The 14,664-nt window shown below is 64.4% G+C and carries 13 protein-coding genes; 8 read left to right on the top strand and 5 right to left on the bottom strand.

Translation table 11 applies throughout. The annotated features are described in order from the left end of the window. Positions 1 to 30: 30 nt before the first annotated feature. Both ubiA and ACN9MY_RS07445 read left to right on the top strand, forming a co-directional pair. Positions 31 to 885, top strand: a complete 855-nt coding sequence (gene ubiA / locus ACN9MY_RS07450) for a 4-hydroxybenzoate octaprenyltransferase (RefSeq protein ID WP_426323699.1) — start codon at positions 31 to 33, stop codon at positions 883 to 885. A gap of 48 nt (positions 886 to 933) precedes the next feature. Then, complete coding sequence (locus ACN9MY_RS07445; RefSeq protein WP_426169160.1) at positions 934 to 1,314, top strand: DUF883 family protein; 381 nt, start codon at positions 934 to 936, stop codon at positions 1,312 to 1,314. Here the strand turns inward: ACN9MY_RS07445 and ACN9MY_RS07440 are convergent. Continuing rightward, positions 1,311 to 2,093, bottom strand: coding sequence for a substrate-binding periplasmic protein (locus ACN9MY_RS07440; RefSeq protein WP_426321459.1), 783 nt, complete (start codon positions 2,091 to 2,093; stop codon positions 1,311 to 1,313). The genes ACN9MY_RS07445 and ACN9MY_RS07440 overlap by 4 nt on opposite strands. A 114-nt stretch (positions 2,094 to 2,207) precedes the next feature. Here ACN9MY_RS07440 and ACN9MY_RS07435 point away from each other — a divergent pair, with 114 nt between their 5' ends. Next, the gene (locus tag ACN9MY_RS07435) at positions 2,208 to 3,188 is read left to right on the top strand and encodes a porin (protein ID WP_426321457.1); all 981 of its coding nucleotides are present in this window, start codon (positions 2,208 to 2,210) and stop codon (positions 3,186 to 3,188) included. An 8-nt stretch (positions 3,189 to 3,196) separates the two neighbouring features. Then, a complete protein-coding gene (locus ACN9MY_RS07430) occupies positions 3,197 to 3,946 on the top strand; it encodes a substrate-binding periplasmic protein (RefSeq protein WP_426321455.1) in 750 nt (249 codons plus the stop codon). Here ACN9MY_RS07430 and ACN9MY_RS07425 read toward each other — a convergent pair. Further along, positions 3,922 to 4,923: a GlxA family transcriptional regulator gene (locus tag ACN9MY_RS07425; protein ID WP_426321453.1), complete on the bottom strand. Its 1,002-nt coding sequence runs from the start codon at positions 4,921 to 4,923 to the stop codon at positions 3,922 to 3,924. The two genes, ACN9MY_RS07430 and ACN9MY_RS07425, sit on opposite strands and share 25 nt — an antisense overlap. 110 nt (positions 4,924 to 5,033) lie before the next feature. Between ACN9MY_RS07425 and ACN9MY_RS07420 the strand changes: the two genes are divergently transcribed. Genes ACN9MY_RS07420 through ACN9MY_RS07405 form a run of 4 tightly spaced genes read left to right on the top strand, consistent with a single transcriptional unit; the run spans position 5,034 to position 12,123 of the window. Then, the gene (locus tag ACN9MY_RS07420) at positions 5,034 to 6,281 is read left to right on the top strand and encodes a parallel beta-helix domain-containing protein (RefSeq protein ID WP_426321451.1); all 1,248 of its coding nucleotides are present in this window, start codon (positions 5,034 to 5,036) and stop codon (positions 6,279 to 6,281) included. Next, entirely contained in the window at positions 6,281 to 7,411 is a 1,131-nt protein-coding gene (locus tag ACN9MY_RS07415; RefSeq protein WP_426321449.1) for an SO2930 family diheme c-type cytochrome, read from the top strand. The genes ACN9MY_RS07420 and ACN9MY_RS07415 overlap by 1 nt, the downstream gene beginning before the upstream one ends. Before the next feature lie 13 nt (positions 7,412 to 7,424). Next, positions 7,425 to 9,818, top strand: a complete 2,394-nt coding sequence (locus ACN9MY_RS07410) for a TonB-dependent receptor (RefSeq protein ID WP_426337061.1) — start codon at positions 7,425 to 7,427, stop codon at positions 9,816 to 9,818. A 46-nt stretch (positions 9,819 to 9,864) separates the two neighbouring features. Next, positions 9,865 to 12,123: an ATP-binding protein gene (locus ACN9MY_RS07405; protein ID WP_426321445.1), complete on the top strand. Its 2,259-nt coding sequence runs from the start codon at positions 9,865 to 9,867 to the stop codon at positions 12,121 to 12,123. Here ACN9MY_RS07405 and ACN9MY_RS07400 read toward each other — a convergent pair. The 3 genes from ACN9MY_RS07400 to ACN9MY_RS07390 all read right to left on the bottom strand — a co-directional run bounded on the left by ACN9MY_RS07400 (position 12,062) and on the right by ACN9MY_RS07390 (position 14,639). Continuing rightward, positions 12,062 to 12,925 (bottom strand): DUF4424 family protein, encoded by an 864-nt coding sequence (locus ACN9MY_RS07400; RefSeq protein ID WP_426321443.1) that lies wholly within the window; start codon positions 12,923 to 12,925, stop codon positions 12,062 to 12,064. The two genes, ACN9MY_RS07405 and ACN9MY_RS07400, sit on opposite strands and share 62 nt — an antisense overlap. A 165-nt stretch (positions 12,926 to 13,090) precedes the next feature. Continuing rightward, positions 13,091 to 13,927, bottom strand: a complete 837-nt coding sequence (proC, locus tag ACN9MY_RS07395; RefSeq protein WP_426321441.1) for a pyrroline-5-carboxylate reductase — start codon at positions 13,925 to 13,927, stop codon at positions 13,091 to 13,093. 4 nt (positions 13,928 to 13,931) lie between these two features. Next, positions 13,932 to 14,639, bottom strand: a complete 708-nt coding sequence (locus ACN9MY_RS07390; RefSeq protein ID WP_426337060.1) for a YggS family pyridoxal phosphate-dependent enzyme — start codon at positions 14,637 to 14,639, stop codon at positions 13,932 to 13,934. Between the last annotated feature and the right edge of the window lie 25 nt (positions 14,640 to 14,664).

Below are 14,664 nucleotides of genomic sequence, written 5' to 3'. Positions count from 1 at the left end.
AATGCCGGGATGCATGCGACTACTCCTCCCCTGAGCAAACTCGAACTCTATTTCCGCCTGGTCCGGCTGGACAAGCCGATCGGTACCGTGCTGCTGCTGTGGCCAACCCTGGCTGCGCTGTGGCTGGCTTCCGGCGGCGTGCCGGACTGGAAGCTGCTGCTGATCTTCTCGCTGGGCACTTTCCTGATGCGTTCCGCGGGTTGCGCCGTCAACGACTACGCCGACCAGGACTTCGACAAGCACGTCAAGCGCACCGCCGAACGCCCGATCACCAGCGGCCGCGTCAGCGGCAAGGAGGCGCTGCTGATCGCCGCCAGCCTGTCCCTGCTGGCCTTCCTCCTGATCCAGCCGCTCAACGCGCTGGTCAAGCAACTGAGCGTGGCGGCGCTGATCATTGCCGGCACCTACCCTTACTTCAAGCGCTTCTTCGCCATTCCGCAAGCCTACCTCGGCATCGCCTTCGGCTTCGGCATGCCGATGGCCTTCGCCGCCGTGCAAAGCACGGTGCCGCCGGTGGCCTGGTTGCTGCTGGCGGGGAATGTGTTCTGGGCCGTTGCCTACGACACCGAATACGCCATGGTCGACCGCGACGACGACCTGAAGATCGGCATCAAGACCTCCGCCATCACCTTTGGCCGCTTCGACGTGGCCGCCATCATGCTCTGCTACGGCGTGCACCTGGCGATCCTGCTGGTGGTCGGCCGGCAGTTCGGCCTGGGCCTGCCCTTCCTGCTGGGTATTGCAGTGGCAGCCGGCTGCGCGATTTACCACTACTTCCTGATCCGCGGGCGCGAGCGTGCGCCCTGCTTTGCCGCCTTCCGCCACAATAACTACCTCGGCGCCGCAGTCTTCGCAGGCATTGCGCTCGACTACGCGCTGCGCTGACCTATACTGGAATTTACTTCGAGTGCTGTTCACTGAGACGAGGCGATCATGGACCAGACACCACAATCCACTACCGCAAAACCCAACGGCGGCGGCGTTGCCAACGGCAAGAGCCATAGCCACAACGAAAGCATGGAAGCCCGCGAAAAATTGATGGGCGACTTGAAACAGGCCGTGCAGGATGCCGAAACCTGGCTGCGCAATGCTGCTACGGCCAATTCCGAAGACCTTGGCATGGTCAAGGCCAAGTTCGAAGACACGCTGCGTACCGCCAAGCGCGACCTGCTGAAGCTGGAAGACAGCATGATTGCCCGTGGCAAGATGGCAGCCCAGGCCACCGACCATTATGTGCATGACAATCCGTGGAAGTCGGTTGCCACTGGCGCCGCCATCGGCGTGATTGTCGGCCTGCTGATCGCGCGCCGCTAGCGTCCGTTGCTGCCGGCCTCGCCGATGCCGTGGCTGGCACGCAGCTGCTGCAACATGCCCTGCTCCCGCTGCAGGAAGCGGTTGAATTGCTCAACCACTTCCTTGCAGCGTAAAGTCGACAAGCGAAAGTCGGAGCGGGCATGCGGCAGGCCTGGGTCGAACACCAGGCCGGCCGGCGCCTTCAGGTCGCCGGCCAGCATATGGTTGGCGACATCGACATTCACGTACGCGGCGTCGAGATGGCCGCCAAGGACCAGCCGCAGCAGGCTGTCGGTGCTGCCGACGGTCGACACTTTCAATGCGTGGCTGTCGATGGCAGCCTTGTAAGGCCATGGGGTGAACCCCAGCACCGTGCCCAGTGTCCGCAGGTCCGCCAGGCGCTTGCCGCGCTGCTGCGGCAGTACCATGGCGCCCTCCTCGGTTGACACCACCACCTTGCTGTAACTCAGCTGTATGCCGGCTCGCAAGTCCTCGCGCCACTGCGGATGATCGGGATACTTGAAGTCGAGCGTGCGTTCGGACAGGAAGCGGCTGTACAGCCGGTTGATCGGCAAGGGAACGTACTCGAAGGTATAGCCATGCTGGGCGGCGAAGGCGTCAAGCACCTCGCGCGCATAGCCGCCGTAGCGATTGTTCGCGTCCACGGTGTGCAGCGGCAGGTATTGCAGTTTCTCGACCCCGATGCTGAACTTGCCGCCGCGCGCCGCTTCGCAAGCATGGGCCGCCGCCAGCGGGCCGCCCAGCCAGAGCGCTGCACACAGTAGGGTCTTGGTCAACATGGGGCCAGCATAGACAAATCCTGTAGCGAATGCAAAACAGTGCCCGGCCTCAGCATTGCATTGTTGCGCGCCCAGGCGTACAAAGTAACTATCTGCTTTTTCCGCGAGGCAGTCGTGAACCGGCTTGCACTGGCATGGCCTGCATTGGCAACCTGCGTCACAGCCTTTGCCCAGCAGGGCATCACCGTATATGGCGTGGCCGATCTTGGCGTGGTGCGCGACAGCGATTCAGGCGTTACCACCATGAAGGTTGACAGCGGCCTGCAAACCGCCTCGCGCCTGGGTTTCAAGGGCACTGAAGCACTGGGCGGCGGCCTGGCGGCCAGTTTTGTCATCGAATCCCAGATTGAAGCCGATTCGGGCCAGCCATCTTTCGCCGGCCGCGTGTTTGGCAGCCAGGTGTGGGTCGGCTTGTCCAGCCCGCTGGGCACGGTCAGGCTGGGCCGCATGTTCACTCCCTATTTTGGCGCCATCGCCACCAACGATCCGTTCGACGCCAAAGGTCCCGGCGAAGCGACACGCCTGTTCCAGGATTCCGGCGTGCGCATGGACAATACGGTCAAGTACTCGCTGCCGCCGACACTGGGCGGATTCTACGCCGACCTGGCCTATGGTTTTGGCGAATCCGGTGTCAGCCAGGCGGCCAACCGGCAGCTCAGCATGGACGCGGGATATACGGCCGGGCCCCTGAATACCGTGCTGGCCTTCCATCAGACCAACGATGCCCAGGGCCGCAAGCAGGTGCGCAGCGTGCTCGCAGGCGGCAATATGGATTTCGGCCGCTTGCGCGCCTGGCTGCTGGCTGCGCGCAACCGCAACGAGAGCGAGCTCGATACGCGCGACTACCTGCTGGGCGTGAGCGTGCCGTTTGGCGTTGCCTCGGTCGCCGCCACTTACGTCTACAAGGCAGACCGCTTCCACGCCAATGCCGATGCACGCCAGCTGGCCGTGGGCTATTACTACGCGCTGTCGAAGCGCACCAATACCTATCTCATCGCTTCCGACCTGCGCAATGACGATGCCGTGCAATACCAGGCATCCTTGCCCGGTGGCGCGCGGCGCCTGCTTGCCTGCGGCATGCGCCATCAATTCTGAGGCATGCCGTGTCCTGGACCATCCATCTCGTACGCGCCGCCGCCCTGGCCTTGGTTGCCGTCCCCGCGCTGGCGGCCGAGGTCACCATGGCTTTCGGCGAAAAGATCCCGCCCTTCTGCTTTCCCGAAACGGACTCCGGCATCGAACTGGAAGTGATGCGCGAAGCGCTGGCGTACCGCGGCCACGTCCTGAGGCCGCGCTACTACTCGTTTGCCCGCATCCCGGTCGCCTTCAAGGCTGGCGAAGTGGAAGCAGCGATGACCGACCTGGGCGAAGACATGACGAGCTGGGGCGCCTACTATGGCAACCCCGCCGTCATCTACGACAATGTCTTCATCACGCTGAAAGAACGCCACTTGTCGATCACAAAGCCGGAGGACTTGCGGGGGCTGACCGTGATTTCCTTCGCCGGCGCATCCAAACGCTATCCGGACTGGCTGGACGCTGTACGCAAGGCGGGCCATTACTATGAGCAGAACGACCAGGCCTTGCAAGTGCTGACACTCGATCGCGGACGCTACGACGTCGTTCTCAGCGACCGCAACATCTTCAAGTACTTTACCCTGCAGCTCAAGCTTAACAAGTCGTTCAAGCCCAAGCCGGTGGTCGAGCATCCCTTCGTCAAGCTCAACCCGATGGACTACCGGCCTGTCTTCCGCGACGCCGCCATCCGCGACGATTTCAACGCAGGCCTGAAGCAGCTGAAGGATACCGGCCGCTTCCAGGCCATCTACTATAAATACCTGGCAGGCGACTGAGCGGCGCCGGCGCGGAAGGCGGCCGGCGTGACGCCGAATAGCTGGCAGAAACTGCGGCGCATCATCGCCTCGCTGCGAAACCCCGATTGCAGCGCAACCTGCAGCATCGACAGGCCCGGCCGGGCCAGCAGCTCCTTGGCATATTCGCCGCGGCAGCGCGCGATATAGATGTGCGGCGGCATGCCCACCGCATGCTGGAAGCGGCGCGAGAAATTGCGCACGCTCATGGCCGTGCGCTGCGCAGCCCCTTCCACCGTCAAGTCCTGCTTGAAGCAGCGCTCGATGTATTCCTGCGCCTGGCGGATGCGCTGGTCGCCATGCTGTTTCAGCCCTGCATTGCGCAGGGCGATGTGCCCCGCGCTCGGCTGGCTGGGAGGATTGGTATAGCGCGAGAGCTTGTGCGCCACCGCGTCGCCGTGGAAGTGGCCGACCAGGTAGCTGCAGGCATCCAGGCAGGGGTTGACCGAACCGGCGCTGATGATGCTGCCGTCGATCACCAGCGGCACGTCGGGGCTGAAGCGCACTTCAGGGTAGTGCTGGGCAAAGACGCGCTGGTCCGACAGGTTGCCCGTCACTTCGCGGCCGTCGAGCAGGCCAGTCTCGGCCAGGATGCGCATGCCGCCCGCCATGCCCACCAGCACTGCGCCGGCGGCGTGGGCTTGCAGCAGCCAATCGCGCAGCGGCGAGGCGATCGGCTGGCGCGCGGACAGCGGCAAATAATAAGGCGGCACGATGACGGCTTGCGGCGCCGGCATGTCGGCCAGCGTTGCCTCCGGCTGCAATGACGGGCCGGTGAAGGAGCGCACCGGGGCCCGGTCGATGGCCACCAGGCGCGCCCGGAACAGCTCCGCTGCGCGCAGGTCCGCGTTGCGCGCATGCAGCGTGCCGGCGATGGCAAACGCTTCCCGCGCCAGCAGGGCAAGGCCTCCCCAGCAGTCGTCCCCCACAACAATGGCGATTGAAACTGGCGCTCTCATCCTGGCCGATACTAACAGCAGAATTGGCCGATCTTGCACATATCATTTCAATAATGGACAGATATACTGGCTTCGCTGCTGCATCCCTACAACAATAATGGGAGACATGTATGTACAAAGCCATCGGCGCACTCGCGCTGTGCGGCCTGCTATCCGCCTGCTACAAGACCACGCCCTCCTTGCCGGCGCCTGCTTCGGCTGCCGACATCGCGTTCCAGAAGCAACTCCAGGAACAACTGCTCGACGCCAAGCCCGGCTCGGTGATCGAGATCCCCGCCGGCAAATACCGGTTCACCAGCGGGCTGCAACTGCGCGCGGACGGCGTGACCATCCGCGGCGCGGGGATGGACAAGACTGTCTTGTCTTTCAAGCCGCAAGTAACAGGACCGGAAGGGCTGCTTGTCTACGGCAACGACTTCACCATCGAAGGGCTGACCATCGAGGACTCCAAGGGCGATGGGCTGAAGATCAACGACGGCGACCACATCACCATCCGCAGCGTGAAGGTGCAATGGACCGGCGGCTCCAAGGTGAGCAACGGCGCTTACGGCATCTACCCGGTCAAGACAAAGAATGTGCTGATCGACCACTGCGTGGCCATTGCCGCATCGGACGCCGGCATCTACGTCGGCCAGTCGCAGAATGTGGTAGTGCGCAACTCGCGCGCCGAAGCCAATGTGGCGGGCATTGAAATCGAAAACACCATCAACGCCGACGTCTACGACAACGTCGCCACCGCCAATACCGGCGGCATCCTGGTGTTCAACATGCCCAACCTGCAGCAGCCGGGGCACAGCACGCGCGTGTTCAGGAACAAGGTCATCGAGAATAACCTGGGCAACTTTGCCGCCAAGGGCACGGCCGTGGCCAGCGTGCCGGCCGGTTCGGGGGTGGTGATCAACTCGAATTCGAAGGTGGAGATCTTCGACAACGACATCGTCAACAACCAGACCGCCAACGTCATCATCTCCAGCTACCACTCGACCGGCTACTTCACCGAGAAAGGCGTCTCCAAGGACTACGACCCGTATCCAAAGGCGATCTACGTCTACGGCAACCACTTCAAGGGCGGCGGCGACGCGCCCGACGGCCTGGACCTGAAGGCGCTGAAGGTGGCGATGTACGGCCTGTCCGGCCACCTGCCCGACGTGCTGTGGGACGGCTACGCCGACAATGCGCTGGCCAGGAACGGCGTCATGCCGGCCGAGGCCCGCATCTGCGTGCAGGACAACGTCGAAGTGCTGAATGCCGATGGCCCCAACAAGTACAAGAACCCGAAAGCCGATTCGGCCCCGCACCGCTGCCAGCTTGCCAAGCTGCCGCCGGTTACCATCCCTCAACTCAGTTCGCAATCCTGATGAAGCTTGCCGTCCCTGCTTTCCGCCCGTGGAGGGCGGTCGGCATGGCGGCGTGCGCGCTCGTTCTCGCGTCCTGCGCACGCAGCCCTGCCCCGCCCGCCGAACCCGTGAAATTCATCGCCGAGGGCCGCCCTGAAAAACTCAGCGAGTGGCGCCTGATGGCCGCCGGCGACGGCCGCCTGGCGCTGAATAAGGACGTGCTGCCCTACACGCTGAACACGCCTCTTTTCAGCGACTACGCCCACAAGCTGCGCACGGTGTGGATGCCGAAAGGCGTTTCGGCTGCCTACAAGGCCGATACCGCCTTCGACTTCCCGGTCGGGACCATCATCAGCAAGACCTTCTATTATCCGCGCGACGGCGGCAGCCAGGCCGTGCTGGCGAGCGACGACAGCGGCACCGACACCACGCTCGACCTGGGCAAGGTGCGGCTTATGGAAACGCGCCTGCTGGTGCGGCGCGAAGGCGGCTGGATCGCCTTGCCTTACGTTTGGAACGAGGCGCAGACCGAGGCCGAACTGAAGCGCACCGGCGACCAGGTGCCGATGGAGCTGGTATCGGCCCAGGGCCGCCAGAAGTTCACCTATGTGGTGCCGAACGTGAACCAGTGCGCCTCCTGCCATGTAACGGACTTGAAGAGCAGGAAGTTCGAACCGCTTGGCCTGAAAGCGCGCCACATCAACCTGAACGGCCAGCTGGAAAAGATGGTGCAGGCAGGCTACCTGCAAGGCGTCCCGGACGCCGCCGACGTGCCGCACAACGTCGACTGGCGCGACAAGGGCGCTTCGATCGATGCCCGGGCGCGCGCCTACCTCGACATCAACTGCGCCCACTGCCACAACAACAAGGGCACCGCCAATACTACCGCCCTGCACCTGGAGATTGGCGCGCCGGCCAACCAGCACCTGGGCCTGTGCAAACCGCCCGTGGCCGCAGGCGCCGGCACCGGCGGCAACTCCTTCGGCATCAATCCCGGCAAACCGGACGACTCGATTTTCGTCTTCCGCCTGAAATCGACTGAAACCGGCGTGATGATGCCCGAACTGGGACGCACCACTTCGCACCGCGAAGGCGTTGAACTGATACGCGAATGGATCGCATCGATGAAGGAAAGCTGCAACCAACAATAACGGGGGAGACCACATGAAGCTGCGCAAGAAAGTCCTGTCGTCCAGCATTTCCACCGCCCTGCTCGCCTGCAGCGGCGCCGCCATGGCCGCCGATCCGGCGCCGAAGGAAGAAACCCATGTGGTGGTCGTCACCGCGCAGAACCGCACGCAGCAGGCGCAGGACGTGCCGATTGCGCTGCAGATCATTGGCGCCGACCAGATCGACAAGCTGGCCGCTCCCAGCCTGGCCGAAATGAACGGCTACATCCCCGGCCTGTCGGTCAACGCCGAGCAGGCGACCCAGCCCTCGCTGTCGCTGCGCGGCATCGGCACCGGCGACTTCGGCATCGGCACCGACGCTCCGGTCGGCATGTACATCGATGGCGTCTATGCCGGCAAGACCGGCGGGGCGATCATGAATTTCAACGACGTGCAGCGCATCGAAGTGCTGAAAGGGCCGCAAGGCACCCTGTTCGGCCGCAACAGCGCGGCTGGCGCCATCTCGGTCGTGACGCGCGAACCGGGCCGCGACACCGAACTGGAAGCGCGCCTGCGCTACGGCCGCTTCCACACTCGCAACGTCGAGCTGCTGGCCAATACGCCGCTCGGCGACACCACGGCGCTGCGCATCACCGCCGTGCATCACGGCACCGACGGCTGGCTGAAGGATGCGGCCACAGGCGACTCGCTACAGCACGGCACCGACAACGGCTTGCGCGCGACCCTGCGCTGGGACGCGCCGGCACGCGCGAAAGTGCTGCTGTCGGTGGAGGCCGAAAAGCTCGACCACATGGCGCGCCCTGCCATCGGCCTGGTGGCCGGCGTTCCGGTAGTGCCGTCCGACCCTTCCACCTACCTCGACCCGCGCACGGCCCCGGTTTACAACGACGCCATGAACAACGGCGAAACGCGCGACTTCCGCGGCAGCACGCTGCGCATCGAAGTGCCGCTGGGCTGGGCCACCTTCAATTCCACCACCGGCTATCGCCGCTTCGACTCGCGCAACCGGCAGGACAACGACGGCACCAACCTGATCACCCACTACGTCGATACCGAAAACTCGGAACGCAACCGCAGCTGGCAGCAGGAATTCCGCCTGTCGGGCAATACCGGCATGGCGGACTGGGTCACGGGCCTCAGCTTCTATCACGAGAAAGCCCACCAGACCAGCCAGGTCAACACCAACACCAACACCCTGGACACCATTTTCGGCAACGTGGCCAGCTTCCCCGTTTTCAGCCTGCTGGAAGGCGCCGCGGCCGCTGTCGACATTCCGGCCGGCTTGCTGGGCAACCCCTGGCAGGAGAACATGCACGTCGAGGGCCGCTACAAGGCGACCGCGATCTACGGCGACGTGATCTGGCACCTGGCGCCGAAGCTGAACCTGACCACCGGCGTGCGCTACACGCGCGACGACAAGCGCTTCAGCTGGTATAGCCCGCCGCGCACGGCGGCCGGCCTGGACGACAGCATCACCCGCCTGCAAAACCTCGGCTTCTTCGATGCCCTGGTCGGCATGGGCGCCCTCACGCCGGAGCAGCTGATGATGACGCTGGGCGCGATGACGCAGAACATCGAGTTCACCAGCGCCGGCGCGACCACGGCGCCGCTGTCCAGGAAGAACAGGTGGAACGACACCAGCCCGCGCGCAGTGCTCGACTACAAGCTCAACGACGACATGATGGTGTACGGCTCCATCGCCAAGGGCTACCAGGCCGGCGGGTTCAATGCACTGCAGGTGAACGCCACCTACGAACCGGAAAAAGTGTGGAACGCGGAAGTCGGCGTGAAAAACTACTACCGCCAGTACAAGCTGCTGGTGAACGCCTCGCTCTACAAGTACAAGTTCAGCAACCTGCAATCGCTGGCCCTGGTGAACAACGGATCCGCCATCCCGACCTACCAGGTCACCAGCAGCGACCAGGAAGCGCATGGCCTGGACTTCGACATGCGCTGGCAGCCGGTGCGCGACCTGCGCCTGAACATGAGCAGCGCCTACATCGACCAGACCTACAAGACCTTCACCACCAGCGACGGCATCCGGCTCGATGGCCAGCCGGTCGGCACGCCGAAGTGGACCACCGCGCTCGGCGCCGATTACTGGGTGCGCGGCGTGGCGGGCGGGGACCTGAATTTCACGCTGCAGCATGCCTATACCAGCGCCACGCGCTGCAATGCCGATGCACTGCAGGGCGCCTGCCTGACCACGCCTCGCTTCCGCGTCGGCGGCGCCACCCAGCGCACCGACCTGCGCGCCGGCTACGAAGCCGCCAGCCATCAATGGGCAGTGGCGCTGTTTGCCAACAACCTGTTCGACAAGCGCTATGTGACCAGCATCGGCAACATGACCACCGGCCTGCTTGGCACGCCGTACGCCATGGTCAACTCGCCGCGCCAGGTCGGCGTCGAACTGCGCGTGAACATGTAGCCACTTGTAGTAAAATCAACCCCTTAGCCAATACTTTTATGTTGCAATGTTCGTCCGCGCCAAGAGTTCTTCCACCACACCGGACCGGCCCCCGCAGTACGACGGGGCCGGGGACTTCCTGTCCCGCCGGCTCGATGGCCTGAACGAACAGGCCGACAACCTGCAAACCTGGCGCAACAACCTGTTGAACGGCTTGTGCGCCGTTGCCTTGTTCCTCGGGCTGGTGGTGGCAATCCCCAGCGTCGTGGGCAGCATGAAGATGAACCAGTGGCCGCTGATCGTGAGCGATATCACCGCCCTGGTTTGCGTCGGCATCCTGTATTGCTATCGCGCCTTGTCGTTCCGCTTCCGCGCGCTGGCATTCCTGGCCATCAGCTACCTGCTTGCACTGGTCCAGCTCTTTTCCGTGGGGCCGCTGGTCCAGCCCTACCTGCTTGCCGTTCCGATCCTGTGCACCGTGCTGCTCGGGCTACGCCCGGCCATGGTGGCCTTGCTCTGGTGCAGCGCCACCCTTTTCATCGTCGGCTATTTCGGGAACATCGATCCTGGCTTGAGCAAGGTGTTTGTGACCCTGCTGATGCACTGGTCGCTGGTGTCGCTGAACTTCACGCTGGTGGCTGCGGTGCTGGTGGTGTCCTGCGCCTACCTGCTGCACGGCCTGGAAGGCGCCTTGGCGCGCCAGCGTGCGGTGCAGGAAGCGCTGGAAAAGCAGGTCGCCACCTTGCAGGCGCGCGACCTGGAATTGCGCGAATCAATGGCTGCACGCAAGGCGGCGGAAGAATCGAACGAGCAGAAGTCGGAATTCCTGGCCATGATCAGCCACGAAGTGCGCACACCGCTGGGCGGCGTGATCGGCATGCTGCAGCTTGCGAAGAAGGACGCCAGCCTGTCGGCCGAAACACGCAACAAGCTGCGCATCAGCCTGGGCAACGCGGAGGTGCTGCTGCACATCATTAACGACATCCTCGATTTCTCGCGCCTGGAGGCGGGCAAGATGCCGTTCGAAAGCATCGACTTCGACCTGCCGGCCCTGCTGCGCGACGTGGTGGCGCTGCTGGCCGATCGTGCCGAGACCAAGGGCATTTCGCTGGTGGCCGAGATCGACCCGGCCTTGCCGCGCTGGTGGCGCGGCGATCCGGTACGGCTGCGCCAGGTGGCGATGAACCTGGTGGGCAACGGCGTCAAGTTCACCGAGCGCGGCGAAGTGCGCTTGATGGCCAGCGTGGCGCACAACGGCGGCATCGCGCTGGCCGTCAGCGACACCGGCATCGGCATCGAGCCCGATGCGATTTCCCGCCTGTTCCGAAAATTCGAGCAGGCCAATGCAGCCACCTCGCGCAAGTACGGCGGCGCCGGCCTGGGACTGGCGATCTGCAAGAACATTGTCGACGCGCTGGGCGGCACAATCGAGGTGCGCAGCGAACGCGGCGCCGGCAGCGTGTTCGAGGTGTGGCTGCCGCTGCAGGCAGGACAGCCCGCAACCGAAAGGGCGCTGGAGGCGCGCGCCCCGCATGCCGCGCGCCTGCAGATCCTGTGCGCGGAAGACGGCAGCACCAACCAGATCATCCTGCGCGAGCTGCTCGGCGAAATGGGCCATGCCGTCACGATCGCGGAAGATGGCGCCGCTGCGCTGGCGCGCCTGGCGGAACGCGACTTCGACCTGGTGATCATGGACAGCCGCATGCCGCGCATGGACGGCATCGCCGCCCTGCGCCTGCTGCGTGCCGGTGCGGCCCGCGTGCGGCAGCCTGCCATTCCGGTCATCGCCCTGACCGCCAACGCAGCTGCCGAAGAGCGTGAGCGCTTCATGGAAGCCGGCGCCAACGGTTTCCTGCCCAAGCCGATCGACGAGGCAAACCTGCATGCGGAAATCGGCCGCCACGCCGGCTTGCTGATGCAGTCGCCGCGCCGTGCCGAGCTTGACGCCATGTTCGGCACCGCGGATAGCGTGGTGCCGCCGGCGCCGACGCGCGCCTTAAGCCCCGCAGCCTGCGCCGCCTTCATGCAGGAAGGCCCGCGCCAGTTTGCCGCAATCCGGCGGGGCATCCAGTGCGGCGACGTGCCGGCGATCAGCCTGAACGCGCATAGCCTGCAAGGCAGCGCCGGCCTGTTTGGCGCGCGCGAACTCAGTGCCCTGTGCGGCCTGGTCGAAACGCTTGCCAACGCGGGCATGATCGAGCGCATCCCGCCGCTTGTCAGCGAAGTGGAAAGCGAGCTGGCGGCGCTGCTGGCCGAACTGGCCCTTATTCAAGACTGTAAAAATTCAGCACCAGCCGCTCCTGTGGCACATAGTCACGCATCTTGAAGCGCAAAGTGCGCTCGCCGATGCGTTCCGGCTTGCCGGGGAAGCATAGCGAGACGGTGTCCTGCGGTGCCTCCTTGACGATGTCGAGCGTGAACTCGCCGATGCTGCCTTTCCAGTTGCGCCCCGTACCGAGGATGTATTCAACGTCGTTCAGGTTGATGTAGCCCGATCTGGCGCCATCTTTCACTTTCTGGCGTGCCTTGTTCAACACGGCTTTCATTCCCCCTTCCGCCAGGCAGGCGCGATCCTGTTCCCCGATGGATGAGAGCGGGACGCTATCTTCAGAAGGTGGCCTTGCGTCATCATAGGTGCCGAAGATGCGGCCGGCAAAGGGCCGATAGGAATGCGTGACGACGACTTCCTTCCCGGCAGGGAAGGCCTGGGTCCAGTACGCCGTTTCCGCCACCCGCCATTGCGGCATCCTCTGGTCGCTCGCGCCCAGTGCATGCAGGCGTGCCACCACCGCCTCCGGCAGCGTCATGCCGCCGGTATCGAAGGCATCGCCAAAGGTGCGGAAGATGTGGTCTTCACTCAAGCCGGCCCGGCGCAACAGCGCCGTGATATCGCGCCCCTGCAGCAAAGCCTTGCGTTCCGCACGCACCACGGCCGGCTTGCCATCGACGTGCACCAGGAAGCTCTCGACCGGGCCGATATTGCGCCAGTTCGCATCCTGTTCCGGGTCCCAGTGGAATTCCGGCATCGGGAAGGCGACCACGGTTTCGATCGTGCGCGCGCTCTCGTTGCGGAAGCGGTATTCCACTTCGATGCGCTTGACGGAAATACTCAGGTGTTCGCTGAGCATGCGGATGTCGCAGCCAGCACTGCCAGGCCAGCCGCGATCGTCCTGCGCATATCCTGCTCCATTCCAATATCAATAAAGCAAGAATGATATGTGCTGTGCCACACCGGGTCCACTGGCCCGGCGAGCCAAGCGCATGGCCTGGCAAGCCAGGGAAGCCGCCCGGCGTCAGCCGGCGGCGCCGAGCTGCTCGCCCAGCTCCTTGCCGCGCGCGGCGGCAGCCTTGACGGCGGCGATGATGGAGGCCTTGACGCCGCTCGCTTCCATGCTGGTCAGGGCTGCATAGGTGGTGCCGCCTTTGGAGGTCACTTTCTCGCGCAGCACCGGCACCGGGTCGGGCGACTGCAGCGCCAGCTGGGCCGCGCCGGTAAAGGTGGCCATGGCCAGCGCCTTGCCCTGCTCCGCCGTCAGCCCCAGCTCCTCGGCCGCCTGCTGCATCGCTTCGATGAAATAGAAGACATAGGCCGGACCGCTGCCGGAAACGGCTGTCACGGCGTCGATCTTCGCTTCATCGTCCAGCCATACCGTGGCGCCCACGGCGCGCAGGATCTGGTCGGCCGCCTCGCGCTGCTGGACGCTGACGCCGGCGGAAGCCACCATGCCGGTCACGCCCATGCCGATCAGGGCCGGCGTATTCGGCATGGTGCGCACGATGGCCTGGTAGCCGCCCAGCCAGCGCGACAGGTCGGCGGCGCGGATGCCGGCCGCAATCGACAGCACCAGCGGCGAGCGGCCGGCCGCCTGCGCCGCCTGCAGCAGCGGCAGCAATTGCTGCGTCACTTCGTGCATGACCTGGGGTTTGACCGCCAGCACCAGCACCTCGGCCGCCGCCACCGGCTCGCCGGCCGCCGCGGCCACGGTGACGCCGTATTCCTGGCGCAGTTTTTCCAGCGAGGCCGGGTTCGGGTCCACCACGTGGATATTGGCGCCGGGCGCCAGCTTGCCGGCCAGGCCGGCGATCAGCGCGGCGGCCATGTTGCCGCCGCCGATAAATGCAATCTTCATCACGTTATCCTTTGTTGTAGTCGCGGGCGCCGAAAATGGCGCTGCCGACGCGCACGATGGTCGCGCCTTCATGAATGGCGGCGCGCATATCGGCCGACATGCCCATCGACAGCGTGTCGAGCGCCAGGCCCTCGGCACGCAGTTGATCGGAGAGTTCACGCAGGACGCGGAAGGCCGCGCACTGCTGGTCAAAATCGTCTTGCGGCTCGGGGATGGACATCAGGCCGCGCAAGACCAGGCGCGGCAGCGCGGCCACGGTACGGGCCAGCGCTGCGGCGCCGGCGGGCAGCACGCCGCTTTTGCTGGCTTCCCCGCTGGTATTGACCTGGATGCACACCTGCATGGGGTGCAGGCCTTGCGGCCGCTGCTCGCTCAGGCGTTGCGCGATCTTTTCGCGTTCAATCGTGTGCACCCAATCGAAGTTTTCAGCTATAAGACGCGTCTTATTGCTCTGGATTGGTCCAATAAAATGCCATTCCAACGGCGTGCAGCCGCGCATTCTTGCCAGTTCGTGGATCTTGTCCACACCTTCCTGCACGTAGTTTTCACCGAAAGCACGCTGTCCCGCCAGCACCGCCTCGAAAACTGCCTGCGCCGGGAAGGTCTTGGAGACGGCCAGCAGCTGCACTTCGTTGGGCGCGCGCCGCGCTTCGCGCTCGGCAACGTTAATTGCTTCAGTAACAACTTGCAAGTTGTGGGCTATTGTGGACATAATCGAATGAGACAGTGCCAAGCTT

The sequence above is a fragment of the Pseudoduganella sp. R-31 genome (assembly GCF_049913235.1).
GTDB lineage: Bacteria > Pseudomonadota > Gammaproteobacteria > Burkholderiales > Burkholderiaceae_D > Rugamonas.
This window is presented reverse-complemented; position numbering and strand designations above follow the sequence as displayed.

Excerpts from the sequence above, each read along its gene's own strand:
- ACN9MY_RS07425 (WP_426321453.1), bottom strand. The coding sequence starts at position 4,923 with ATGAGAGCGCCAGTTTCAATCGCCATTGTTGTGGGGGACGACTGCTGG.
- proC (WP_426321441.1), bottom strand. The coding sequence starts at position 13,927 with ATGAAGATTGCATTTATCGGCGGCGGCAACATGGCCGCCGCGCTGATC.
- ACN9MY_RS07420 (WP_426321451.1), top strand. The coding sequence starts at position 5,034 with ATGTACAAAGCCATCGGCGCACTCGCGCTGTGCGGCCTGCTATCCGCC.
- ACN9MY_RS07400 (WP_426321443.1), bottom strand. The coding sequence starts at position 12,925 with ATGCTCAGCGAACACCTGAGTATTTCCGTCAAGCGCATCGAAGTGGAA.
- ACN9MY_RS07405 (WP_426321445.1), top strand. The coding sequence starts at position 9,865 with ATGTTCGTCCGCGCCAAGAGTTCTTCCACCACACCGGACCGGCCCCCG.
- ACN9MY_RS07390 (WP_426337060.1), bottom strand. The coding sequence starts at position 14,639 with ATGTCCACAATAGCCCACAACTTGCAAGTTGTTACTGAAGCAATTAAC.
- ACN9MY_RS07415 (WP_426321449.1), top strand. The coding sequence starts at position 6,281 with ATGAAGCTTGCCGTCCCTGCTTTCCGCCCGTGGAGGGCGGTCGGCATG.
- ACN9MY_RS07410 (WP_426337061.1), top strand. The coding sequence starts at position 7,425 with ATGAAGCTGCGCAAGAAAGTCCTGTCGTCCAGCATTTCCACCGCCCTG.
- ACN9MY_RS07445 (WP_426169160.1), top strand. The coding sequence starts at position 934 with ATGGACCAGACACCACAATCCACTACCGCAAAACCCAACGGCGGCGGC.
- ACN9MY_RS07440 (WP_426321459.1), bottom strand. The coding sequence starts at position 2,093 with ATGTTGACCAAGACCCTACTGTGTGCAGCGCTCTGGCTGGGCGGCCCG.